This window comes from Rickettsia gravesii BWI-1 (assembly GCF_000485845.1).
Taxonomy (GTDB): domain Bacteria; phylum Pseudomonadota; class Alphaproteobacteria; order Rickettsiales; family Rickettsiaceae; genus Rickettsia; species Rickettsia rickettsii.
In genome coordinates this window covers 1-23,156 of record NZ_AWXL01000018.1, presented here as the reverse complement: position 1 = coordinate 23,156, position 23,156 = coordinate 1, and the positions used below count along the sequence as shown (strand labels likewise).

Genomic DNA, 23,156 nt, shown 5'->3' with positions numbered 1-23,156 from the left:
GGAATTCAGAAAAAGTAGTCTTAATATTGACAAAATAAACCTAAAAAAACAAGTTTTTTGTAGGTTTTATTGGATTCCCGCTTTCGCGGGAATAACATAGAGAGCATTTACCGGTCTACGCAACAATGCTTCACGGGAATGACATAAAAACCGTGCGGGTAACGCTATTCCACAATAATATTGCCTATAACACCACGATAGTAAGTTTGAGGGTCGTACATAGCTTCACTGTAAATAGCAGGAGTAGAGAATATGCCCTTATTAACTGCTTTGATTTTATACTGATACGTCATTTTTTGATCAGAAATAGTACCGAAAATCATAACTCTATCATCACGATTATTTATATATATCGGTTTCCATATCATTACTTCCTGCGTGTGTTCTAATATATTTACGTGGTTGTTATCCGGTAAAAGCTCGAAGCCTGCCGGTAATAAATCAAGTAGCACCATATTGCTCAAGGTTTTATTACTACCTGAACGCATGGTGATTTCCACCGTAATATTATCACCTAATTTTACTTTGCTAACCTCTTTATTATTTTCATCGAGATATTTTTTTGTTATTTCTATGCCTTTAACTATCTCTTTATTTTCTGTTAATTGCTTATCATAGCCTGAAGTTAAAAGCTGATAGAAAAAGCCGTTACTTGAGGATGTTAAGTCGATATTCTTATTTTCTACCGACAGCTCAGCAATCATCACTTTATCGCCTGTTAAAGTAACTTCTTTATTTGTAGAGGTTACTTTAATAGTAGCCTCATCTACATTATTTATTTTATCGGCATAGGCAAGACTTGCCATAATTGCATAGCTTGCGGATAGGCTATTATAGTTGTCTTTAGCAAAAAGAGTGATATCCTGTACAATTTTTGGGTCAAAGTCTTTTAACCGTTCCGGAAAATGCATAGAAATTAAATATAAATACTGACTATATTTTATTAGAGGATTGTAATACTGATAGTCTGTTTTTGATATAGGTTTATTTAGAGTAAATCTGTCTAATAATTTCTCCGCTTCTTCATTCATTTGCAGCATTTTATAGCTAGCTGCTAAATAAACGCTAGTCAAATCATCTTGCCATGTATTTTTATGGTACTCGTCTAAATATTTTAAAATATTTGCAATATAGCTTGTAGTAATAACGCTGTTTTGCGTCAGGATATAAACCGCATATGCCTTTTCTCTTGCTTCATCTAAGGAGTTTATTGATCTGTTAGCCATATTCTCTAAATAGTAAATACCTTGATTAAATGTATCACTTGGAACAGCTAAATATCTAGTTGCTCCCTCGCTTAAGAAATGCATAGCATAAACGGAAATAAATGGATCGGAATCGTCATTAAAATTGTTCCAATATCTAAATCCACCGTCATAATTTTGACGTTCCGATAAAGTTTGGAATATTTTTGATAATGATTCATCCATTTTTTTACGATCAGTTTTAAGAATCTGAACTAGCTCTTGTTCATTATATAATAAAATATTGGCAAAATTTTGGCTTATTAATTGTTCAGTGCAACCATAAGGATAATTATCTAGGAAATCTTTAAAGCCAGAAATAATAGCTAGCGGTGATTTAGAAGCGGAAATTTGCAGTTTAGCAAATGCAGGATATAAATCCCGTAAGATTTTTAAATTAGCCTTGTTGTCTGTAATAAAGCCTGTATCAACTGTTGTAACGCTCGGACTAGCAGGGCGAACGCTCGTAGTACTAGTTAATGCGGAGCTATGTACTACTGCCATAGATATTATATCCGGCTTTAGGTGATTTATAGAAGCCACAATCTTTAAATCTGCCGAACCGAGTTTATCAGTCGCTTTTAATTTAACATTAATAGTAGCTTCCTTATTTTCGTCTATCGGTATCTCTTTAGGATAATCTAATATTTTAAGTCCTTCACTTGTTTCAATATTTAGAAAAACCTGAGCATTGCCTGAATCTTTTAGGTTATTAAATATTGTTACCGGTACTGTAAATTCATCATTCGGAGCTACAAATAAAGGTAAATTTGGATTGATAATAAGATCGGATTGGACTAATAAATCAGCTTTGGAAGTTCCTATAGCGTCAAGGCTTGAGGCTACCCCTATAACTCTTAAAGTGCCGTTAAAATAGCTTGGTATATCAAATGTGACTTCTCTCTCATCACGATCCGCTTCTAAAATTCCTGACCAAAATGCTACGGGAGGTTGGCTTTTTCTTTTAAACGGATTAAGGTTTCGAGCGACATTTATAAAACCGTCTCCGGCAGGAGCCGCCATATAAGCTTTCATTAATAAAGGACGCTCAGGTAATATTAAATCCATGATTTGTGATGTTCGGATTTCCAAGGCTTTATCGTTAATAAAGTAATTAAGCGGGTCGGGAGTCTGATAACCGGCAAATGATAATATCCCTGCATCAACAGCAAATATTATTATTTTACCGGGATTTGTAGTACGGTAACGAATTGCTAGCTTTTCTCCCGATTTGATTTTTGCAGGAAGTGTTAATTCAATATCTTGTTTATGTTTATAAATGCCCGTAGTAAACGGTACTACTGCATAGCTAAACGGTGACATAAAGATTTCCGTAGCTTCTATGTCTCTTATAAATTGTACATTTACATATCCTTTACCCTCAAAGTTGTCAGGGATTTTTATTTCTTGAATGCTATTATTTTCATCAGCTTTAAACCATTCAAAATTATGTACTTTATCGGTCTCGATAGTAATTAACCCATAACCTGTATAAGGAGTTATAATATTTAAAAGCATAGTATCGCCGGCTTTATAATCATCTTTATCAAGTTTAACTTTTAAGTTTGCTTTGTCTGTTAAATTAGCCGTAACATTTCCTTCACCTATTACCGAAAATTCAGCTTGGGCAAAGATTGTATCTTCTTTATCGGTTAAGTAAATAACGTAATCGCCTGCTTCTTTAGTAGGCACTTTATAAATATAACTTTCGTTTTCCGTGATATTAACTTTGTCAGAAGATATATTAGTCTCAATAGGTACTGAACTGTAAGAATAATTACCGTTACTATCTGCTACTAAGTTATTTACATAATTAATCTTTTTTAAGTTAAGAGTTAAATTAGGTGCAGCTACTTTTTCTGCTTTATTTGATATGGCTATGAATTCTATTGCCGAGCTTGTTTTTTTCTTAATATATTTTAGATCGCTATCGCTTCTAAATCCTATAATATAAGGCAGAGGTGAAACTATAAGCGATTTGCTTGCGTTTACGCTTCTTCCTGAATCAGGCTCAAATCCTTCTGCTGAAAATGTTAGATTAAAAGTAGCGTTATAATATTTCTCGAGGTTAAGGTCAAAGTTTGCCGTACCTTTAGAGTCGGTAGTAATATCTCCTAAACGTTCGTTAAAAAACTCTTTATTTCCTTTGCTACTATAAAATTTATATTCTTTAAGGCTAGGTACGAAAAACTCAGTAGGTCTAATATCAATAAAGCCGCTGACTTTTCTATTTTCTGCAGGAGTGCCGTAAAGATTTATGAGATTAACGGTTGCTTTAAGATCTTTTGGATTCGTCCATAGCTCATCTTGTGAGTTATTGAAGTTTATGTTTATTTTCATACGGTCAGGCTGAAAATCACCAACCCTGACAGACACGCTATTAAGATAGTTATTGTTGCCTTTATCTCCTACTAAATATAAGCTTATATTGTATAAGCCGGTTAAGGAATCATCAAGCGTTGAGAATAAATATTCGCCGAATCCTTCTGCATCTAGAGCTATTTTACTTTTATCTATTACTTTTCCTCTAGGGTTAGTTACTTGTATTTCTAAAGGTAAGCCGTCAAATTTTCCTTGCCAGTCGGTTTGTTTGAGCATAATACCTATGTGACCTTGTTCGCTTGGTCTATAGATGCCACGATCGGAAAATAAATAAGCTTTTAACCCTTGATCAGAACTAACGGCTCCTGCTACATCAAACCGAGAGTAATTAACTTGTCTATCAATTCTACTATACGGCATAAATGAAAAATCATCCTTAGTAGTTAATATATAAGCCACTGGAGTTTTTTCTTTTGTAAAATCATTTATATTTGATAAAATGGCATGTCCTTTACTATCGGTGTTGCTGCTTACTAACACCTCACCGTTAAGTCCTATAATATCTGCTTTTACGCCGCCAGCCGGTTTACCGTTACTGATATAAGAAACAAAGATATGATGCGTCCCGGTTTTATCGGTTTTTACTATAAAACCAAGATCGGTCACTAAAATTAATCTTTTATCTTGAGATATAATGTTATTATTGTCTTTAGCATAAACTTTTGCTAGAAATAATCCCTTGGAATAGCTACCTGCTTCTTCTAAATTAAAATATTTACTGAAATCTAAATCGGTATAATGAGGTAAATTTAAATTTTGAGAGTTAACTATTACTTCCTCTTGAAATACCTCGGAAATATTATACTCATTAAAGGTATATTCATTTATAAAAGTCGGATTTTGGAAAATATTATATCTATTTGTTTGGCTGATTAAATGATTAACTTCTTGCTGATTAATCCTATCGATTTCTAAATATAATTTATCTATGCCAAGTGAATATACGGGAAGCTTTCTTTCGCCGGCTAATGAAAGAATAGAACCGTCGGACATTAGCTTAACTTCTTTAGGGTTACCCGGTATTTGTACGATTTGAAAATAATCTGAGCCGAGTGTTAAATTATCCGATGTTTTAACACCTTGATTTACTTTAACAAGCAAAGCTCTTGAGGCAAACGTATCTACTTTAAAACTATGCATAGTAGTAATGCTTGGGACGGAAGATAAAAGCTCAAAATTTATTTTTTCACTCGATTTAAGAATATCATCGGTTATTTCTTTCGGATTTTGCCATTTATAGTTTTTTTTGCCTGCAACTCCTAAGAAAGCCGGCTTATCCTGCGGTAATAAAAATAACTCTAAATGTTTTTTTATTTCCTCACCCGAAACCGGTGTATTTGTGGTAATTATAATTATCTGTTCCGGTTTTAGTTTATCATCTTTAACAATTGTAGCAGTACTATTAGTGATTTTTAAATATGAGGATAGACTTGGAATTAATACATTTTCTTTATAAGAATATCTTATGTTATTTGGCGTCTTATTATTTTGATCTTCTACATTTTTATATGTGAAAATTTCTCCGCCATGTAGAGGTTTAACACCGTCTTTTATAATTACGGAAACTGTATCTTCTTTATCTGTAAGCGGTGGTATATTAGTAATAATCGTAGCTTCCGTATTATTGGTATTGAATTTGATAGAAAACGGTAATTTTTCTTTAGTTGAAGATTTTATAAACTCTATTCTTTCCTCTAGAGTTTTAGGATCGATAGGATAGTTAAAAGCTATTTTAGTTTGAACGAATTTTTTGGAAATATCGATATTATTCTGTAGATAATTCATTTCTTTAATAATAGGAAGTAGCGGTAAAGTCGTGAAACTTATATTATTACTTTTTAAACCGATAAAATTAGGGAATATATAATCTTCGATAGTAATCTTATAAGTTTGATGAGCTACAAAATTGTTTTCTGGAGTAAAATTTATGTTATACCACCAGCCAAATTGCCATTCTCCTTTAATATCAGGTGAAATAGATATGTAATCATTTATTTTTTTTCCGTTAAGCCCTAGTTCTCTTTGTGGCTTTGTACACCATTCTTTAATTCTAGAGTCGCAAAGGTCAATATTTAACGCATTTTGTCCTGCTAACAGATTTTCGTTAGTTAATTTAAAATATAAAGGTATTTTTTCGTTAAAGCTTGCAGCAATTAGTTGTAAACTTATTAAACATACGAAAAAAATATTTTTCATATCTATAGCTTATTATTTATGATAACTTCAATTATATATAAATAAAATTAAGTAAAGCAATGAATAAGGATATTTTTTTTCAATATTTAACAAAATTTTTTTGTTATTTGGACAAGAATATTGTTATGAGATTATCATAATACTCGGATTTACTATATTTAGGAGGCAACTATTTGCACAAGCTATTTGTGTATTACTTTTCACTACAATTTTAAATATATTGTTAAAATATACATTTGAAATACCTTTGAATCCTGCTCTAAATATTAAAGGTTTTGCTTTCCCTAGCGGTCATATGAGCAGCGGCATAGTATTTTACGGTTGGTTTTTTGCAAATATTAGATATTCCTTATTAAGAATAATAATAGTAGTGATTTTAACCGGTATGGGATTTTCGCTGATTTATAAGGGCTATCATTATCCGGTTGATATTATTGCATCTATAACAATTGGAATCATGGTTATTGTTGTTATATATAGTGTAACCAAAGAAGAGATTATTCAAAAATACCCTTATATGTTTGGAGCGTTTTTATGGCTATTAACCGTACCGATGGTAGCTTATCTTAAAATTATTGACGTGAATTGTCTTGTTTGGGTATGGACTGTATTTTGGGGATTACTCGGTTTTACTATTTCTAGGGGACTGTTTTATAAATGTTTTGATTTTCCTCAATCAAAATTAAATCGTTTTATTAATTTAGCTATCATTGTCGCTTCAGTAGCTTTGATTGAATATATTAATTATTTATTCAAACAATATTTGGGATATAAGTTTTATTTAACTTGGTTCTTAATAGGTTTTAGTTTTCCACTATCGGTGAGGTTATACCATATTCATATAAGATCAACGCATTAGTATATGAAGTGGGTTAAGTTGCACTTTATTTCTTTATTGATCGTATAAAGCGAAATTTCCTATTGACTTTTATATAAAACAGTATAAGTTTCTTTACAATTTAATTTTTTATAAAGACATTATGCTCGGCTATGAGAAAGAACAAAGCAGCTTAAATCGTAATCAAAAAGAAGCAATAGGTTTATTATCTGTTGGTACATTTCTTGAATATTTTGACCTTATGCTTTATGTACATATGGCAGTAGTATTCAATGAATTGTTTTTTCCAAAGACTGATCCAAAAGTAGTTTTTATTTATTCTGCATCTGCTTTTTGTTCAACATATTTATTAAGACCTTTTGGAGCTTTAATATTTGGTTGGATAGGAGACACTATAGGACGTAAAACAACAATTATTACTACTATCTTTTTAATTTCTATATCTTGTTAATTATGATGGCTACTTTGCCCTCATATGAAGCAATAGGAATTAAAGCTGTATGGTTAGTAACAGCTTGTCGAGTTATTCAAGGAATAGCTTCTATGGGTGAAATAGTAGGTGCGGAATTATATTTAGCAGAAACTATACAGCTACCTGCAAGATACATGGCTGTATCTATTATCGGAGTTTTTGGCACATTAGGAGCAAAATTTGCTCTAGGAATAGTAGTCTTAGTTACCTCTTATAGTTTAAACTAGCGTTTAGCATTTTTTGTGGTGCTATTGTTGCTTTTATTGGTTCTATAGCTAGAACAAATTTAAGAGAAACTCCTGAATTTGCCGATGCTAGAAGAAGAATTAAAAAGTATAAAGCTAAAATTGATATTAAAATCTAGTCCAGCTTTATAACAAAAGGTTAGCAGAAAAACCACAATTGCTTATTTTTTAATTGAATGTACAGGACCTTTATGGTTTTGTATTATTTATATCTATTGCGGGAGTATTTTAAAAGATAAATTTAATTTTACTGCTTCTCAAGTAATACAGCAAAATTTGGGAGTTGGAATATTAGAACTTATATCCACTATAGTTTTTACTTATTTAGTTTTAAAAATACATCCTTTAAAACTCCTTAAAATAAGATTAATTATATTTAGCTTTTTTTCCTTAGTTATCCCTACTTTATTAAATAATATAACTACTGCTTACCAATTATTTATTTTTCAAGCATTTATTGGGGTATGTGCTCCTACAGGATTTACAGCATTTGCTATTTTCTGTATGAACTTTCCTGTTTTTAAACGTTTTTTATATACTAGCGTTATTTTTGCAACTTCACGTGCTTTAATGTATGCTTTAGCATCCTTTGGCGTTGTTTTCCTAACAAATTATTTTGCTTACTGGGGCTATTAATTATAATTTTGCCTGTTCTCGTGGGTTATGGTTTTGGTATAAATCATTTTAAAAAGTTAGAGATAAATGCTGGAAATTATTATTAGAATAAAAATCATAATGATTTTCTAACGCGCTTAAGACATTTAAACAAAGATGAACAATTTTATTTTCTAGCTGATAGCTTATAAATAGCAATAGGTAAAAATGAAATAAGCGTTTCTTTAATAATTTTAAAGTTGATCGTATCTGCAGCACTAATTTTAGTATCAATTTTAATTCTTGTTAATGCTTCTATATTGTGAGCGATATCTTTATTAAAAATTTCAGTTATCATCTCTTTAGTAAGATTAGTATCTTCTATAGTATCATGTAGTAAACTGGTAATAATAATATCAGCTGTGAAAAATTTTGTTTCTTTATAAGTTGTAAACTCTGTTACCATAATCGCCACTTCGATTGGATGCGAATAATACGGATCGCCCGACTGACGCGTTTGTGAGCCGTGATCGTGATATTTACGAGTATAGAAAATGCCTTTTTTAACTTCCTCTATATCGACGGGGTTTTGTGCTTTAGTGTTTAAATATTCAAGTTTATCAAGTAGTGTCTTAGCATAAACGCAAATTTCACACTTTTCTTGCCAAGAGTTTATATCTTCCATAAAAAGTTATTTTTTATTAGACTTATTGCATAACGTAGTTAATAAAAAGGCATTTGAAGGAAACACGAAGCACAGAACTGTAGCGTACACTATAGTACGTGAGGATTCGAGCATCGGATTGACGTACAAATTACCTTTAGAAACAAGTTATGCAATAAGTCTATTGTTAGTAATAATAGTTGATTATAATTAAAGCAAAAATTAAAAAATTGCAATAATAAAATAAGTTTTTAACTTTAAATATATTAGTAACTATTGGTTACCTTATATTTAAGCAACTTCATTCTGTTTTGTTATTTGCTTTTTTTCTATTAAGCTTTTTCTCTACATTCCCTGCTTTTACGGGGATGACATCGAGGGCTTTTTAAAAATTGTCCGGTACTATACATAGGTGGTACCGCTACCCAATTAAAGGCATTTCATCATTGGTAAGTGGAGCAACCGGCTAAAAAAGTTACAGTTTATTAAATTATATTACTTATTTATTTAGATTATATTTGAGAATATTTAATTTATGTGTTAACTTATATAAATATCTTATAATTTTTTTAAAAATAAATACTCATCTAGCTTAGCTTCCTAGTAAAGTATAAAGTCAGAATAAATTATTATTGTTGTTGTCAGATTATGATTTAATTATAATTATAATGGCAAAACATTTATAGTTATGTTTGGCTTATTAATGCGTAATATGGAGTCTTATCATGAAAGATCAATTTACGTTGCCAATTAGAACATATTTTCCATTCACTGCAACATTAAAAATTTCGTACAATTCTCAAACCATATCTAACTTCATTACTTAAATATATTAGAAGAGATTATCAGTATAATCTCATAAAAATAAAATATAAGTTGAAAAAGTATGAAAAATTTAGTAATTTATTAATAGTTCTAAAATAGAAATACAGAATTAGAAAAATATTATTAATTTAAAACAAGAGTTTAATATGAGAGAAGTGGCTAAAGAAGAGAGAAGATTTAAAACGTCCTTTGGAACAAACAGTTTGACCTAGCATAGATGATGTTAAGAAAGATGAGTTTCCCAAAAGACAAAAAATTGACCTCAGTCGCAATGATTTATTGTTGCAGAAAATTAAGAATAATGATCCTGAAATTGTTCGTGTAGAACTACCTTATGAAGAAGATAGTAGTTTTTTGTCAATTGTAATTAAAACTTTAGAGAAAAATACTGTAGTAAAAGAAATTGATTTATATGGCAGCAACCTTAGTAACGATGATATAAAAAATCTAAGCAAAATTGTAAAGTTAAATCAAATATCATATTTAAACCTGAATGCTACTTCTTTAGATAGTGAAAAAATAAAAATTCTTATTGATGCTTTAGCAGATAATACCTCTCTTGAATATTTATCTTTAAATTCTATTTCGCTGAAAATAGAAGATTTAAGAATATTAATAGATGCTATTAAAAACCACCCTAATTTAAGTTCTTTAGCATTAGGTAGTAGTGAAGTAGGAAATAAAGAAGCAGCAATTATTAGTGAGTTATTTCATTCAAAACTACCGTTAAAATCCTTAGGTATAGGACAAATTAATATTACTGCCGAAGGGATAGACGTTATCGCAAATAATATTAGCAGTGCAAGATTAATGTCGTTAAATTTAGGGTATAATAACCTTAGAAACGAGGGAGTCATAAAATTACTTCATGTTTTAATGGTTAATCAATATATTAAAGAATTAATATTAAATGAAACAAGAATCTCCTCAAAAAGTGCAGAAGTAATCAAAAGTTTTAACCATAACATCTATTAATACCTTAGATTTAAAACAAATAACTTATGGGATAAAATATATAGCATCTGCTTTAAAATTAAATCCATGGTTAAAAACTCTAAATCTTAATAACAATAATTTAACCCATAATAATATAAAAGAACTTACTACTGCATTAACCGAAAATAAAGCGTTAGAAACTTTACTAATAAGCAATAATATTGAAATAGGAGATCTAGGTTTTAAAGCAATAGCGAACATGCTACAAAAAAACAATTCTCTAAAAAAATTAGCTCTCATGAACATTAAATTAGGAGATCTAGGAGCCGCCTATCTTGCTACAGTATTTCTTTATCACAAAGATAACCTACAACATATAAAGGAATTAGATCTAAGAGATAATAACATAACCAATTTGGGTGCGGAAAGCTTAAAAAGTATTCCAGGTAACATGACGATTTTAGTAGACGGTAATGATATTGATAATTCAATATTTGAGAAAAGCGTTGAGGCTTTAGGAGAAAATAATTAAAATTATAAAATAATATTTATATGGCAAATCTAACAAATGCACAGAAAGAAAGGTTAACAGTAGAGTTTGTTAAATATGTAGATAGTCAGACAGTAGAGGAATCATTAAGAGATAAAAAATCGAGAGAGGCGTTATTAAAAAGTATTATATTAAACGAATCTATATCTGCCTTAAAAATCCTTACTGAACACTATAAGAAAATACACAAAAATAATAGTGAAGCCCTTGATGAAAGTTTTGAAAAATTAGCAGTTCTAGCAGTTTTAGCAGGTAAAACAGAAAAGATTATTCCAAAAGAACTTGTTCCTTATATGGTATTTCATGTTGGATTTGCTGACGAGAATCCTACCCACGGGCTATTCAATGACAACAACAACTCAAATCTGCAGAATTTTGCATATGCTTTCCGTATTCGACTTAACTCAAAGATTATAAAAGAAAATGATACTCCTTTACAAAATAGACGCTTTGATGCCTTAGGTAGGTTCATTCAATATAATAGCCAATGTAGTGCCGTATGTTTTGATGGCAAACAAATTTTAGTAGCGTTTAACGAATTACATAATTCTAGTGTGAACACAAATAAAGTTGAACAAATTGAGACACATACCACAAAAGTTTTTAAGTATTTACAAGATTATGCTACTTACACAGCTTTACCTACAGAAGAGCAAAAAAATTTTCTACAACAACAAAATCCATCTACTCAACGAAAAGCGCTACTTCTAGATGCTGCGCAATATTATTATAAAAATAATAGTGACCATAAGGATATATTACCACGCATTTTGCAAGAGCTAGAAAAATATCCGAATAATAATCAAGAGGTTCAACAAAAAGTCTGTAATGTAACCAGTGCAAGTCCAAAAGTAGTTAAGGCAGTAGCTAGAGCTAGAAGAGATTTGATGAAAATGCATTAAACCCTGATACTATTGATGCAAGTAAAAAATTTGCCCCTTCAATTATTGAAGCTATAAAACAACCATATAAAATTGTATTAGATGGTCCACTTAGCGATAAAGCTCATGCTGAAATGAGAATAATACAGTATATAAAAGCACAACTTCCAGATCGTGATAATCAATTAAGTGCAGAAATATACATAGAATTGTCTAAATTTTGTTGTATTAGTTGTGATTTAATTATAAATAAAGAAACGAAAAATGTAGATTTGCATTTTACTGATAAGAGTAAACAAAAACACTTAATACTGCTTAATATTACTTAGCGGAGGAAATGGAGTAGGATATGAATGGGCTTTATAATAGATGCTATAAGAAAAAATCCTGACTGGTTAGAGGATTTTCTAGGTAAAACAGCATATGAAAAATATAACGCTTTATCAGAACAGGAGAAGAAAATAGCAATTAACGGTATAGTAAGATATATAGGAAAAGGGGAATTAAAAACTAAGGACACCCCGCTTAAAATAAACCCGGAGAAAGAACATAGCAAAGATAAAGAAACTGAACCTTTGAAAAAACAGAGACAAAAGAAATTGACTGCTGACACTTCTTCTAGTGAAGCTGAAGCAAAAAATGAACCTAGGCAAAAGATAATTGCTGCTATAGTTTATGACTTTCCCTTTCCTGCAGCACAAATACAGCCTATCATTTCTACAATACAACCAAATGTACCTACTACACTTGGAGGAAATTGCAAGCTGAAGAAACGATGCAGTGAAGCAACTGAAAAGTCAAAATTTAGCTTTTGAAAAAACAAAAGCAGACCTTGTTTATGCACAAGAAAATACCATAAAAAATCTTTCAGCAGATGGGTTATACCAGGAGCTGTTAAGACATCCTGATGTGTCGGTAGAATTTCTTCAACTTCTTATTTCAGAAAAACAACAGCTAAATAAAGGAAAAGGAGCAAATAGTAAATCTAACGGTATTACTGCAGAAGACAAAGAGAATGCTTATAACAAAAAAAATGATACTAAATATCTTGATGAGGTTCGTTATATTAAAACAATCGTTCCGGAATTAACAGATGAAACAAAAACTAATTTAGCAATTTTTTTCCAAGATCAAAATGATCCAGATTATGAAATGAGGAGTGAAAACATAAAAAATATACAAGAGTCATTTCCAAAATTAACCAAAGAAAAGCCTATAATAGGAATTTATCATATACCTGGAGGGATAGGACATTGGACAAGCTTTGTCAAGTGGTACTACTTTATAAAGCTTCTATGGGAGGTGATTGTCCAAAAGATATTCAGAAAGCGGCAGAAATGTATTCTAATGGTCAAACTGTAAAACCCATTGTAAATAACTCAAAAGAACAAGTAGGACATTTAACTAATAAGGGCGTTGATGTTAATTGTGGTATATATACTTTAAAAAATGCCCAAATAATATATCAAAATGTTATCAATGATAATAAAAGAAAAAATTTTATTGAAAATTTTAAAACTTGGGGATTGTGCCCTTTTACTGAAGCACAAGCAGCAAGAAATGATCCATTTCCTAAAAAATATGTAATTGGTACATATAATCAGTTACTTGATCAGAAGATAGAATCACAGTTAACGAAACACATCTCTGACTACAATAAAGAAGAACTTAAAATGCTTCAAACAATATTAGGCATGGAGAACTGTGAAATATTAGATAGTATATTCTCGACTACTAAATATAATAAGCCTAAATTATATTTGGACCTTGTGGGAATAAAAGAAAAATCAGGTGAGTATAGCTATAAATATCAAATATCTACTCCTATAAGCAATGCAAAGTCGGTAAAAGAAAAATTAGAGAAAGTTCTTGGTATATCATATGATGAATCAAAAGAGACTAAGCCTATGGAAGGAGTAAGTTATACTGTAACTCCTGATAAAACTAACATCACATATTGAAAAAAAGAATATTGAGGAAATTAAGATAAATTTAAAAGTTGCTTATAAATCTGATGTTGTTAATCTACCAGATGCTCTGAATGTTAATTACGATTCCCTAGAAGAAATAATAGCAGAATATATAATGAGTGTATCCCAGCCGACTTCACATGTAAATCCTCTCAATTTATCTTCTCATTTGAGTCCTAGGAATAGTGATAAAGAAACACTGAATCTATATTTTAACACACAAAATAAGGATATAAATTCTCCAGGAGACTCTAATCATCAGTTAAGTCCTAATAGTAGTGATGAGGATATACAAACTACACCCCCACCTGAATCTAATGAAACGATAGCTGATTTAAAAGCAGAAAATAAAATCCTCAAGCAAAAAAATGAAAACCTAGAAAAATATAATAACAGCGACGAAGCACTAAGTATAATCCGTAAACCTATAAATTTTTATGATAACATTATGGCAGTCCCTTCAAAAAGCCTAAATCCTACTTCTTCCTGCTTTCAACCACTTGGCAGCTCACCTCAAGATACTCCAAGCTCTGTTGCTACTGATGATGTAGAAAGTGATGAAATGAGCTCTACACCTAACAGTATTGAGGAATTGCAAAGTAAAAGCTCTAGCGCTTCTCAAGACTTATTATCTAGCAGCAGTAGTGAGGAAGAACTAATATTTAATAGGAACATATTACCTACCGATAATGAGTCGCCACGTAAAAATTCTAGCATAAATACAAATAAACGCAAACATAGTGCCAGTGAGAATGAAGAGTTAACGCTAAGTGATAGCGAAGATGAGGCACTTAATAGCAGTGTTAAGAAGCAGTTAAGTAAAAAACTTAAAGTAAGCAACTTTGATGAGGTAATGCCCATACTTTTTGATCTAGTCAAAAACTTGAAATTTAGTAATCTTACTCGCGGCGGAAAAGAAAACCTTACTAATTTATTATTACAAGAAGAGCTAAATGTAAATGGAAAATATAATTGAACCGAGCGTTTAGCGGCTGTAAATGATAATAAAGAATTACTGAATAAGTTTGATAGGGAAGCGGTAATTACGGCAAATATAGATTTTAAAGCAATTGATACAAAAGCAGCTGCAAAAACAGGCTCAGTAGAAATTAGAGCAGAACATAATCATTTAACTGATCATACTAATAACACTAAAGCACTAATCGCTGAAATTCAAGCAGGTACTATTAATAAAAATACGGTAATAGCTATTGAACGTAAGCAATATGGCGAAAATCTCGGTATGAAAGGTATAATGAAAAAAATCCTGATACTCCTATAAAACTACCTGCAGCACTAGAAAATACACCTATATTACAAGATGCTCTTTTATATAAGATAGCTAAAGAAAATAAAATTAAAATTATCAGTTTAGAAGGTAAAAATCTAGAACACTAAAAAGATACACCGCTTTATAATGAGAATAGTGAACAATATATGACGAGCGTAATTAATTAGATTCGTGGTAAAGGATATAATGTAATTGCAAGTGTCGGCTCTAGTCATCTGGTTAATTTAGAGAAAAACTTAGAAAACAGTAAAAAACATGATATAGGATTTAGCCACATACCTAGAAAAATACTACAGAAAGCTTTAAATATTGGAAGTGCCATTCCAACAAGAATGGTTAACATAAGAGCAAGCACTAAAGGTAATAGTATGGTACAACGGAAAGCTTTAAACGATCAGTCAAAAAGAAATATCTCAACTGGGAGATAACTCTATATAGAAGAAAAATCTTTATTTCCCAGGAATAAATGTGTTTCTTTCTTGCTTAAATCTCACTTGGTAAAGCTAAATCCACCTCGCTCAAAATATATAGTCTGTTCCAGCTTACGGTATTTAACTAAGCCTTTAAGTTCTTTATCCTTTACATAGGTAATTGTGTTTAAGAAGTCAAGATAAGAGCTAACTTTTTGGCTTTTCCTTTTTCTACAAGTCTTTTATAAAAAGGTTTAACTGCAGAATTATATCTTACAGACGTAACAGCTGCCATATATAATGCTGCCCGCATCGTTTTTCTACCACCTTTAGTTTTTGCTAACCTAACACTTAAACCTGAAAAGCTTGATTTTATGCTGTGTCCGCCGTTTTATTCATTCATAAAAGTGAAAGAAATTGAAGAATGGTGCACCCGAGAGGAGTCGAACCCCTAACCTTATGATCCGTAGTCATATACTCTATCCAATTGAGCTACGGGTGCTAAGTTTGAAGTACTTATTTCTAAGCCTTATTTCTTGTTGCTAACATACGAAGAAGCATATATAAAAGCATAGCATTTGTCAAGAAACATAGAGTGTTCTTATGTTTCTCTGAACAATAAAATATAAAAATTACAATTAATAGTTGAATTATCATATTATATATTGTATATAGAGGTTCATAAATTGATATGAGAAAAAAATGAATAAAATAAAATTAATCATAATTTACTTACTTTGGATTAATATGACTGCACAAGCAGACAATATATCGGAAAGTGCTAAAAAAAATTTAGCGGTAATTAACTCTTTAAATGTTGAGGAAAAGTGGTAGAAAGGTAATGTAATAAATTGTAAGTCGGGAGAGACTTTATTAGAAGAAACAGAAAAATATAATTCTCCTAAGTTAAAGTGTTTGACTCATTGTAGTTGTTTTGCGTATGCTGCTAGTGCAGCCTTGGTGCTTCCACATCAGTCTCTACTTCCTCATCCTGAAAGCGATAAAGAATTTATACCTACTTTATCAAATAAGCAAGCTGAGTGGCTTGAAACAGACGGAATAAAGAACGGATGATATTTTGTTAAAGCAGGAAATCGTGATGATAGTTTTATTCAAGCACAAAAATTTGCTAATCAAGGATATTTTGTTGTATCCCCGTGTATAAAAATGCTAATCCAAAAAGAGCAGGGCATATTGCCGTTGTAGTACCAAGTAGTAAGGATATAGAGAAAATAAAAATGAAGGACCAGACACGGCTCAAGCCGGTAATATTAATTTTTCCTGTAGCTCTTTGAAAAAGGGTTTTAGGAATAAAAAAGATGTATTTAAAAACAACGAAATAAAATTTTTTTATTATAAAATATAACAGATATCAGTAAGGTAACTGGACAGTTTTTATTCTATGTCATTCCCGTGGGGCATTGCCTGTGTGGATCGATTTCCTGTTGTCATACCGTGGCTTGACCACGGTATCCAAAAAAATAACTTAAGACACTGAGGGTTCCCGCTGTTGCAGGAAGACATTGCCTGCGTAGATCAATTCCACCATTGTCACCCCGTAGCTTGTATCTGCTGGGTCCAGTTAAAAATACTAGTATTTTTTTATCATATTTATGGATACCGTGGTCAAGCCACGGTATGACAACAGGAAATCGATCCACACAGGCAATGCCCCACGGGAATGACGCCGATTTATGCAACAACGTTCCTGGTTTGCAGGAATGACATAATCAGCTTTTTTAGTTATTGGCTATTTTAGAGATTTATGCAACAGCATCTACCCATGAAATTTCTATGCTACCGGCTAGATCCACTTGAGGAGTGTCACTGTAGCTTGGTAAGTTATCATACACAAGATGAGCTAAGCCGGCTATTCCGTTTACTATCCCTGCTGTATTTTCATAAGCAAATTTTGCTGCTTCTATTCCTGTATAAGTAGTATTTTTTAATAACTCAAATGTGTTCTCCGGCGAATATGCAAGAGCTGCTCCAACACAAATTCCCATAGCAACTGTAGGATGAGCATAAAATCCCCATGCAGCCGTTGATATTGCTGCTTTTACAAATGTAGGCATAGCCCATCCAAAAGCGTGTCCTGTCATTACTTTACCGGTTACTACTTCATAAGCACAAGCACCCATAAAAGCACTACCAAGTACTTTATAACCGTAACCGGCTGCTGTAGCAGCAGATGTTGCACAACCTACAGCAGCTTCTGTAGCATTTGCAAAATGAGCTATAGCATTAGCAAAATACTCAAATGTTGCTTCAGACACTTTTACTCCTACATATGTAGTCAAATTATTTACTACTTTGTCAGGTGAGATGTTATTAGAAACTGTATTTAATATAGATAGCTAAACATAATTTTTCCCCTTTAAAAATTTTGATTAAATTTAATTTTTACCTAAAAAAGTAATAATCAATTAATATATTCTAACTGAATATTATAATGCGTTATTGATAGTTCCTTTTTTTGTCTTAAGTGCATTACGCACTAATAGACTGTCGCATGTCAAGAGAGAATATTAATTTTTTACTACAATACCTAACAACCATATTCTATCATTGATAGTCTATCTCATATGTGGTTTGTCTATACTATTCTAAAAAATATTATATGTAATGATGTTATTTAAAATAAATCTTGAATGGAGATTGAATTTTAGAAGTGAAATGTTAACTAGCTGGTTTAAAATATTTCCCTTTTTCGCTAGTGATTATTTTTACATTACAATTATTGCGATTGCTTACTGGTTAAATCCAAGAAAGAGATTATTTTTGGATTTAGGTTGGCTTATATCATTTGTAACATTATTGAATGTTATTATTAAAAAGGCTTTTTCTATTCCTCGTCCGCCTAGTACATTACATATGTTACCTATTAATGATGGATCATTTGGTTTCCCTAGTGGAGATGTACAGGTGGCTACTGTTTTCTTTATGATAATATTTTTATCATTTAATTCAAAAACGTTAAAAATAATATCTATCACAATGATTATTAATATTATGCTTTCACGCCTATATCTTAGAGTGCATAGTATATATGATGTTATAGGTGGTATGATTTTTGGAGTGTTAATTGTTTTAGTTTATAGAAGTAATTTTATGCAAGCACAAATAAGTAGATGGGAAAATAGTGCTAAATCTTATTATTGTATATTGGCTTTTGTGATAGGTATATGTTTCTTTTTATGGAAAGACAGTTTTCTTCCCTTACTGCTTTTATTACCAATAGGAACTTTATTGGGTGATGGTATCGTATATATTTGTTTTAAATATAATTCTGATTTGATCTTAAATAATGCTCAAAAAACTATAGGTATGATTATTAGTTTCATTCTGTTATTCTTTTTTTATAAAACTTTTCCTATAATAAAAAATTCAACAATATTATTTAATTTTACACTTTTGCTTAAATTTGCTTTATTACCTGTTTTGATTTATATTTTACTTCCTATGATGCAAAGAGAACTAAAAAATAGATTAAATTAAATTTCTTTCACAAAATCCAATGTATAAATTTACAACTATTCGCATGATAATCTAATATATCAAGTATTGACAAAGTACTTACATTTTTTATACCATTGAAAATGGTTGTATTATGAGTATCAAACTAGATTCTTACGAACAAGATATTGAAGATAATTTTGAAAAGCAGCAAAAAATTGATGATAGAAGTGAAATAGCTTTGCTTCAAAAATTTGCAAAAGCACATCTTAGTAAAAAAAGATCTGTTACTATTAGGATTGCAGAACATGACATAGAAGCAATAAAAATTAAAGCTTCTAAGCATGGTTTGCCTTATCAGACCTATCTTAATATGTTAATTCATTCAGACGCTACTAAACTCTAAATATTATGATCAAGTATAGATATAATCATGAAAAGAACGTTAAGTTATTGCATGAGCATGGTATAGGCTTTGAAGAAATAATACAGTCGATTGCTGACGGTAATTTATTAGATATTAAATTACATCATAATCACGAGAAATATAAAGGTCAAAAATTTTATATGTGCGAATGATTGCGCAAGTATATGCAGTACTTTATATAAAAGGTGATAAAGATGCTATTTTCCTTAACACTTTATTTCCTAGCAGAAAAGCAAAAAAGGAATTTTTAAAAAATAAGAAATAATATATGCGTTTTATAGAAGAATTTATAAATAAAGGATATTTCCATCAATGTACCGATTTGGATCGGTTAACTGCTATAACGAAAGAAACAAAAATAGCTGCGTATATAGGCTTTGACTGTACTGCTACATCACTCCATATCGGTAGTTTAATGCAGATAATGATTCTGCGATTGCTTCAGCAGCACGGGCATAAGCCTATTGTAATTATCGGTGGCGGTACGAGTAAAATCGGTGATCCTACTTGGAAAGACAAAGTACGCAAAATTTTAAGCAAAGAAGATATAGCTAAAAATGCCGAAGGTATTAAAAAATCTTTGTCGAAGTTTATCAAATTCGGTGACGGTAAAAGTGATGCTATTATGCTGAATAATGCAGAGTGGTTAGATTCGTTCAATTATCTAGATTTTTTACGGGATTTCGGTAGCTATTTCTCGGTAAACCGTATGTTGACTATGGATTCGGTAAAACTAAGGCTTGAGCGTGAGCAGCATTTAAGCTTCTTAGAATTTAACTATATGTTATTGCAAGCCTATGATTTTTACTATTTAAGCAAGCATTACAATTGTAGCTTGCAGCTTGGCGGTAGTGATCAGTGGGGCAATATCGTAATGGGAGCGGATTTAATTCGTAAAATAAACGGCAAAGAAGTATTCGGTATGACGACACCGCTACTTACGACTAGTTCCGGTGCTAAGATGGGCAAGACTGCTGCGGGAGCGGTATGGCTTAATGAAGATTTGTTAAGCCCGTATGATTATTACCAATATTGGCGTAACTGCGAAGATGCCGACATAATTAGATTTGCCAAATTATATAGCGAGTTCACTCAAGAAGAGCTTAATAGGTTTGAGAGTTTAGCGGCCGAAGATATTAATGCAGCTAAAAAACAGCTTGCTTATGAGCTAACTAAGCTTTGTCACTCGGAGCAGGCAGCAAAATCAGCTCTAGAAACTGCAGTAAAGATATTTGAAGAAGGACAAATCGATGAGAATTTACCTACCGTTGTTTTAGAGCAGGAAGTATTACAAGCAGGTATTAGTGCATATGAATTATTTCATGAAGCAGGGCTTGCTACTTCTAAATCGGAAGCACGCAAGCTTATAAGAGGGAATGGTGCTAAGATAAATGATAGATTAGTCGAAGATGAAAATATGATAATTAACACTAATTTCTTACTCGATAAAAATGTTATAAAGCTCTCTGCCGGTAAGAAAAGACATATATTGGTTAGGGTTTGAATATTTTTCTAGATTACCATGCTCCCTTCAGTTGCAGCATTATTGTATATTTTCTATCTAATGAGCCCTTATAACATAAGTTAAATTCAAATTTAAACAGTAATGACTAAAATAAGGCTTGATGAATATTTGCTGCAAAAAGGTTTTGTAACAGATATTACCATAGCACGAAGCTTGATTATCCAAGGTAAAGTGCATAATAAGCATGAGCAGTTAATTAAGCCTGGGATACAGGTTAATATAAATGACACCGACATTAAGGTAAAGCTACCGAAGCATAGTTATGTTTCAAGAGGGGCATTAAAATTAATTGCCGCTTTGGATTATTTTAAAATTGATCCCGAAAATTTAGTTTGTATTGATATCGGTAGTAGCACCGGCGGTTTTACGGAAGTGTTACTTGAGCGTAAAGCAAAATTAATTTTTGCTGTAGATGTCGGTTATGGCGAACTTCATCCTAAATTACGCGACAATCCACACATTAAGGTGCTTGAGAAGACTAATGCACGATATTTAACCGATAAACAAATAATAACGAAGCCTGATTTAATTGTTTGCGATGCCAGCTTTATTAGTTTAACTACTATATTACCGACTACACTAAATTTAGTTAAAGAAGATTGCATGCTTATTGCTTTAATAAAACCGCAGTTTGAGGTCGAAAAGCATGAAGTAGAGCAGGGAGGGATTATTAAAAATCCTCTCTTACATCAAAAAGTATGCGATAAAATCAAAGATTGGCTTGAGAAAGAGCATAATTTTAAAATATTCGGTATAATAGCAAGTCCAATACTAGGAGCTAAGGGGAATCAAGAGTTTTTAATATGCGGAAAAAGAAAAACGGTTATTTTTCTATAGTTTATCCTTAATTTGAATTGTTTTAGTAATCATTGCATCTTCTAATGTATAATTATTCAATGTTTTTATAAATGCTTCACTTGCTTCTTTAATAAAATGTTTAAATTGGCATGAATTTGTAATGCTGCAGCTATTAGTATTTTTATTGAAACATTCTACTATATCCATATTAGGTTCTAATTTTTCTATTATATCTCCCAACTTCATGGAAGAAGGGCTAAATGCTAGCTTAATTCCTCCCCCTTTTCCTTTACTACTATTAATATATCCTAATTGTACTAATCTATGAATTACTTTTATCAAATGATTAAGGGAAATATTATAGTACTCTGATATCTCTTTTACACTACAAATTCTTTCCGGTTTTGAAGCAAGATATATAAGGCTACGTAATTCGTAGTCGGTAAAACTTGTTAACTGCATAAAAATTTTATTTATTTTTACCTTGAATATACAAAAAAAACGTCTATATAAGTCTAGTTACTATAATATGTATTTTAAATGCATATTATAGTAAAAGTTATATTATTAAAAAAGGAGTAATCATGTCACAACTATAGTGAGAGAAATAAGCAAAACTGCTGAGCTATTTAAGAATTTTGATATTACTAAATCTTTAAATTTTTATGGAAATTTAGCAACTAAATATGAAGCAGTGGTAAATGAATTTTTTAATAGTAATAGTTTTAATACTGAAAAACCTGAGAAAGGAATACAGCCAAATGCAATGAAAAATTTTTTAAATCTTACCGGCAAGTAGTATTCTAAAGGTCTTAAGTTCATATAGCGAAACAGATGAAATAGATCTTTTAGAAGTGATCTAATCAGCATTAGAGAATGATCATAAATTTAAAAGGGTGGTATCAAAAATTGTTGGTATACATGTAGGGCGTAATACTCCTTCAGAGTTATATCAACCTGTTGCTAAAGAGCTTATATCAAATGTAGATGAGGGTAACAAGCTGGTAACGGAAATATTAAATATAGTAGGAAAGCATTTTGTAAGTGCTGAAAAGAAGCAATATGATGAATTAAAAGCAAAATATAATATAGAGAGTTTTGAAAGTCATAAAATAAAAATCGAAATAGAAAGTGCTGATAAAAATACGGCAAAAATAAAATTTTATAGACAAAATGAACAAAAAGTAATACCGCACAAATATGGGCAAATTATTACTGTTAAAGTAGGAGAAAAATACAGTGAATTTACAGTTATAAAAACCGGTCATGATGAAGAAGGTCATTATTATGAATGCTTAATAAAGAAAAATCCTAATGGAACTGTAACAAATTATCTATTTGATTCTGAAAATCAGCTGGTAAAAGTACACCCTTCATATATTGAATCGGATATAGAAAACAATAAAGATCTCGTTCTTATCAGCGGCGGGTCGGGAGAAAGCCATTCTATTT

Annotated in this window: 23 protein-coding genes, 1 tRNA gene and 2 pseudogenes; 19 read left to right on the top strand and 7 right to left on the bottom strand. The window is 31.1% G+C overall.

Features of this window, described 5'->3' with window-relative positions; translation table 11 throughout:
• Positions 1 to 164: 164 nt before the first annotated feature.
• A complete protein-coding gene (locus tag RGRA_RS0105455) occupies positions 165 to 5,822 on the bottom strand; it encodes an alpha-2-macroglobulin family protein (protein ID WP_017442331.1) in 5,658 nt (1,885 codons plus the stop codon).
• A 220-nt stretch (positions 5,823 to 6,042) separates the two neighbouring features.
• Between RGRA_RS0105455 and RGRA_RS0105450 the strand changes: the two genes are divergently transcribed.
• The 4 genes from RGRA_RS0105450 (at position 6,043) to RGRA_RS12600 (ending at position 8,013) form a co-directional block, all read left to right on the top strand.
• Positions 6,043 to 6,681: a phosphatase PAP2 family protein gene (locus RGRA_RS0105450; protein ID WP_024547344.1), complete on the top strand. Its 639-nt coding sequence runs from the start codon at positions 6,043 to 6,045 to the stop codon at positions 6,679 to 6,681.
• 121 nt (positions 6,682 to 6,802) lie between these two features.
• The gene (locus tag RGRA_RS11910; protein WP_017442330.1) at positions 6,803 to 7,111 is read left to right on the top strand and encodes an MFS transporter; all 309 of its coding nucleotides are present in this window, start codon (positions 6,803 to 6,805) and stop codon (positions 7,109 to 7,111) included.
• Between the two features lie 2 nt (positions 7,112 to 7,113).
• A complete protein-coding gene (locus RGRA_RS11905; protein ID WP_236609821.1) occupies positions 7,114 to 7,359 on the top strand; it encodes a proline/betaine transporter in 246 nt (81 codons plus the stop codon).
• Positions 7,360 to 7,653: 294 nt separating this feature from the next.
• Positions 7,654 to 8,013 (top strand): hypothetical protein, encoded by a 360-nt coding sequence (locus RGRA_RS12600; RefSeq protein ID WP_017442328.1) that lies wholly within the window; start codon positions 7,654 to 7,656, stop codon positions 8,011 to 8,013.
• A gap of 145 nt (positions 8,014 to 8,158) precedes the next feature.
• On the opposite strand, the gene RGRA_RS09125 is transcribed toward RGRA_RS12600, so the two are convergent.
• On the bottom strand, positions 8,159 to 8,656 hold the full coding sequence (locus RGRA_RS09125) for an HD domain-containing protein (protein WP_017442327.1): 498 nt from the start codon (positions 8,654 to 8,656) through the stop codon (positions 8,159 to 8,161).
• A gap of 25 nt (positions 8,657 to 8,681) precedes the next feature.
• Here RGRA_RS09125 and RGRA_RS10750 point away from each other — a divergent pair, with 25 nt between their 5' ends.
• Positions 8,682 to 8,849 (top strand): palindromic element RPE1 domain-containing protein, encoded by a 168-nt coding sequence (locus RGRA_RS10750; RefSeq protein ID WP_084520588.1) that lies wholly within the window; start codon positions 8,682 to 8,684, stop codon positions 8,847 to 8,849.
• A gap of 890 nt (positions 8,850 to 9,739) precedes the next feature.
• Positions 9,740 to 10,435, top strand: a complete 696-nt coding sequence (locus RGRA_RS0105425; RefSeq protein ID WP_017442326.1) for a leucine-rich repeat domain-containing protein — start codon at positions 9,740 to 9,742, stop codon at positions 10,433 to 10,435.
• A 24-nt stretch (positions 10,436 to 10,459) separates the two neighbouring features.
• Here the strand turns inward: RGRA_RS0105425 and RGRA_RS0105420 are convergent, their stop codons facing one another.
• A complete protein-coding gene (locus RGRA_RS0105420) occupies positions 10,460 to 10,696 on the bottom strand; it encodes a hypothetical protein (protein WP_236609820.1) in 237 nt (78 codons plus the stop codon).
• On the opposite strand from RGRA_RS0105420, the gene RGRA_RS0105415 reads away from it, so the two are divergent.
• The 6 genes and pseudogenes from RGRA_RS0105415 to RGRA_RS13605 all read left to right on the top strand — a co-directional run bounded on the left by RGRA_RS0105415 (position 10,656) and on the right by RGRA_RS13605 (position 14,773).
• A complete protein-coding gene (locus tag RGRA_RS0105415) occupies positions 10,656 to 10,928 on the top strand; it encodes a hypothetical protein (protein WP_017442325.1) in 273 nt (90 codons plus the stop codon). The genes RGRA_RS0105420 and RGRA_RS0105415 overlap by 41 nt on opposite strands.
• Positions 10,929 to 10,948: 20 nt before the next feature.
• Complete coding sequence (locus tag RGRA_RS13610; protein ID WP_017442324.1) at positions 10,949 to 11,848, top strand: hypothetical protein; 900 nt, start codon at positions 10,949 to 10,951, stop codon at positions 11,846 to 11,848.
• 113 nt (positions 11,849 to 11,961) lie between these two features.
• Positions 11,962 to 12,495: pseudogene (locus RGRA_RS09120) on the top strand (hypothetical protein); the annotation flags it as partial.
• 112 nt (positions 12,496 to 12,607) lie between these two features.
• Positions 12,608 to 13,189: a hypothetical protein gene (locus RGRA_RS0105400; protein WP_017442321.1), complete on the top strand. Its 582-nt coding sequence runs from the start codon at positions 12,608 to 12,610 to the stop codon at positions 13,187 to 13,189.
• On the top strand, positions 13,123 to 13,788 hold the full coding sequence (locus RGRA_RS0105395; protein ID WP_162146310.1) for a hypothetical protein: 666 nt from the start codon (positions 13,123 to 13,125) through the stop codon (positions 13,786 to 13,788). The genes RGRA_RS0105400 and RGRA_RS0105395 overlap by 67 nt, the downstream gene beginning before the upstream one ends.
• A gap of 124 nt (positions 13,789 to 13,912) precedes the next feature.
• Positions 13,913 to 14,773, top strand: coding sequence for a hypothetical protein (locus RGRA_RS13605; protein ID WP_017442319.1), 861 nt, complete (start codon positions 13,913 to 13,915; stop codon positions 14,771 to 14,773).
• A 912-nt stretch (positions 14,774 to 15,685) separates the two neighbouring features.
• On the opposite strand, the gene RGRA_RS14655 is transcribed toward RGRA_RS13605, so the two are convergent.
• The 3 genes from RGRA_RS14655 to RGRA_RS0105360 form a co-directional block, all read right to left on the bottom strand.
• Positions 15,686 to 15,811: a hypothetical protein gene (locus RGRA_RS14655; protein WP_034420663.1), complete on the bottom strand. Its 126-nt coding sequence runs from the start codon at positions 15,809 to 15,811 to the stop codon at positions 15,686 to 15,688.
• A 112-nt stretch (positions 15,812 to 15,923) separates the two neighbouring features.
• Positions 15,924 to 16,000 (bottom strand) — tRNA-Arg (locus RGRA_RS0105380).
• A gap of 1,261 nt (positions 16,001 to 17,261) precedes the next feature.
• Positions 17,262 to 17,573, bottom strand: coding sequence for a hypothetical protein (locus tag RGRA_RS0105360; RefSeq protein WP_024547340.1), 312 nt, complete (start codon positions 17,571 to 17,573; stop codon positions 17,262 to 17,264).
• A 550-nt stretch (positions 17,574 to 18,123) separates the two neighbouring features.
• Here RGRA_RS0105360 and RGRA_RS0105355 point away from each other — a divergent pair.
• From RGRA_RS0105355 to RGRA_RS0105335, 5 genes and pseudogenes are all read left to right on the top strand, one after another.
• Positions 18,124 to 18,996, top strand: a complete 873-nt coding sequence (locus RGRA_RS0105355; RefSeq protein ID WP_236609817.1) for a phosphatase PAP2 family protein — start codon at positions 18,124 to 18,126, stop codon at positions 18,994 to 18,996.
• Between the two features lie 112 nt (positions 18,997 to 19,108).
• Positions 19,109 to 19,360, top strand: a complete 252-nt coding sequence (locus RGRA_RS0105350; RefSeq protein WP_014365670.1) for a CopG family antitoxin — start codon at positions 19,109 to 19,111, stop codon at positions 19,358 to 19,360.
• A gap of 5 nt (positions 19,361 to 19,365) precedes the next feature.
• A pseudogene (locus RGRA_RS09110) lies at positions 19,366 to 19,646 on the top strand (hypothetical protein).
• Positions 19,647 to 19,649: 3 nt separating this feature from the next.
• Positions 19,650 to 20,885, top strand: a complete 1,236-nt coding sequence (tyrS, locus tag RGRA_RS0105340; protein ID WP_017442313.1) for a tyrosine--tRNA ligase — start codon at positions 19,650 to 19,652, stop codon at positions 20,883 to 20,885.
• A gap of 102 nt (positions 20,886 to 20,987) precedes the next feature.
• Positions 20,988 to 21,743, top strand: coding sequence for a TlyA family RNA methyltransferase (locus RGRA_RS0105335; protein ID WP_017442312.1), 756 nt, complete (start codon positions 20,988 to 20,990; stop codon positions 21,741 to 21,743).
• Here the strand turns inward: RGRA_RS0105335 and RGRA_RS0105330 are convergent.
• Complete coding sequence (locus RGRA_RS0105330) at positions 21,738 to 22,166, bottom strand: Rrf2 family transcriptional regulator (protein WP_017442311.1); 429 nt, start codon at positions 22,164 to 22,166, stop codon at positions 21,738 to 21,740. The two genes, RGRA_RS0105335 and RGRA_RS0105330, sit on opposite strands and share 6 nt — an antisense overlap.
• 136 nt (positions 22,167 to 22,302) lie before the next feature.
• Here RGRA_RS0105330 and RGRA_RS13595 point away from each other — a divergent pair, with 136 nt between their 5' ends.
• Both RGRA_RS13595 and RGRA_RS0105320 read left to right on the top strand, forming a co-directional pair.
• Positions 22,303 to 22,503 (top strand): hypothetical protein, encoded by a 201-nt coding sequence (locus tag RGRA_RS13595; RefSeq protein WP_236609816.1) that lies wholly within the window; start codon positions 22,303 to 22,305, stop codon positions 22,501 to 22,503.
• Positions 22,504 to 22,600: 97 nt separating this feature from the next.
• The coding region (locus RGRA_RS0105320) for a ferredoxin reductase domain-containing protein (RefSeq protein ID WP_029662657.1) at positions 22,601 to 23,156 on the top strand (556 nt) is incomplete at its 3' end.

Excerpts from the sequence above, each read along its gene's own strand:
- RGRA_RS0105415 (WP_017442325.1), top strand. The coding sequence starts at position 10,656 with ATGCTACAAAAAAACAATTCTCTAAAAAAATTAGCTCTCATGAACATT.
- RGRA_RS0105420 (WP_236609820.1), bottom strand. The coding sequence starts at position 10,696 with ATGAGAGCTAATTTTTTTAGAGAATTGTTTTTTTGTAGCATGTTCGCT.
- RGRA_RS0105360 (WP_024547340.1), bottom strand. The coding sequence starts at position 17,573 with ATGCCTACATTTGTAAAAGCAGCAATATCAACGGCTGCATGGGGATTT.
- RGRA_RS0105355 (WP_236609817.1), top strand. The coding sequence starts at position 18,124 with ATGATGTTATTTAAAATAAATCTTGAATGGAGATTGAATTTTAGAAGT.
- RGRA_RS11910 (WP_017442330.1), top strand. The coding sequence starts at position 6,803 with ATGCTCGGCTATGAGAAAGAACAAAGCAGCTTAAATCGTAATCAAAAA.
- RGRA_RS0105455 (WP_017442331.1), bottom strand. The coding sequence starts at position 5,822 with ATGAAAAATATTTTTTTCGTATGTTTAATAAGTTTACAACTAATTGCT.
- RGRA_RS0105330 (WP_017442311.1), bottom strand. The coding sequence starts at position 22,166 with ATGCAGTTAACAAGTTTTACCGACTACGAATTACGTAGCCTTATATAT.
- tyrS (WP_017442313.1), top strand. The coding sequence starts at position 19,650 with ATGCGTTTTATAGAAGAATTTATAAATAAAGGATATTTCCATCAATGT.
- RGRA_RS0105395 (WP_162146310.1), top strand. The coding sequence starts at position 13,123 with ATGGGAGGTGATTGTCCAAAAGATATTCAGAAAGCGGCAGAAATGTAT.
- RGRA_RS13610 (WP_017442324.1), top strand. The coding sequence starts at position 10,949 with ATGGCAAATCTAACAAATGCACAGAAAGAAAGGTTAACAGTAGAGTTT.
- RGRA_RS0105335 (WP_017442312.1), top strand. The coding sequence starts at position 20,988 with ATGACTAAAATAAGGCTTGATGAATATTTGCTGCAAAAAGGTTTTGTA.
- RGRA_RS0105350 (WP_014365670.1), top strand. The coding sequence starts at position 19,109 with ATGAGTATCAAACTAGATTCTTACGAACAAGATATTGAAGATAATTTT.
- RGRA_RS09125 (WP_017442327.1), bottom strand. The coding sequence starts at position 8,656 with ATGGAAGATATAAACTCTTGGCAAGAAAAGTGTGAAATTTGCGTTTAT.
- RGRA_RS14655 (WP_034420663.1), bottom strand. The coding sequence starts at position 15,811 with ATGCGGGCAGCATTATATATGGCAGCTGTTACGTCTGTAAGATATAAT.
- RGRA_RS11905 (WP_236609821.1), top strand. The coding sequence starts at position 7,114 with ATGATGGCTACTTTGCCCTCATATGAAGCAATAGGAATTAAAGCTGTA.
- RGRA_RS13605 (WP_017442319.1), top strand. The coding sequence starts at position 13,913 with ATGAGTGTATCCCAGCCGACTTCACATGTAAATCCTCTCAATTTATCT.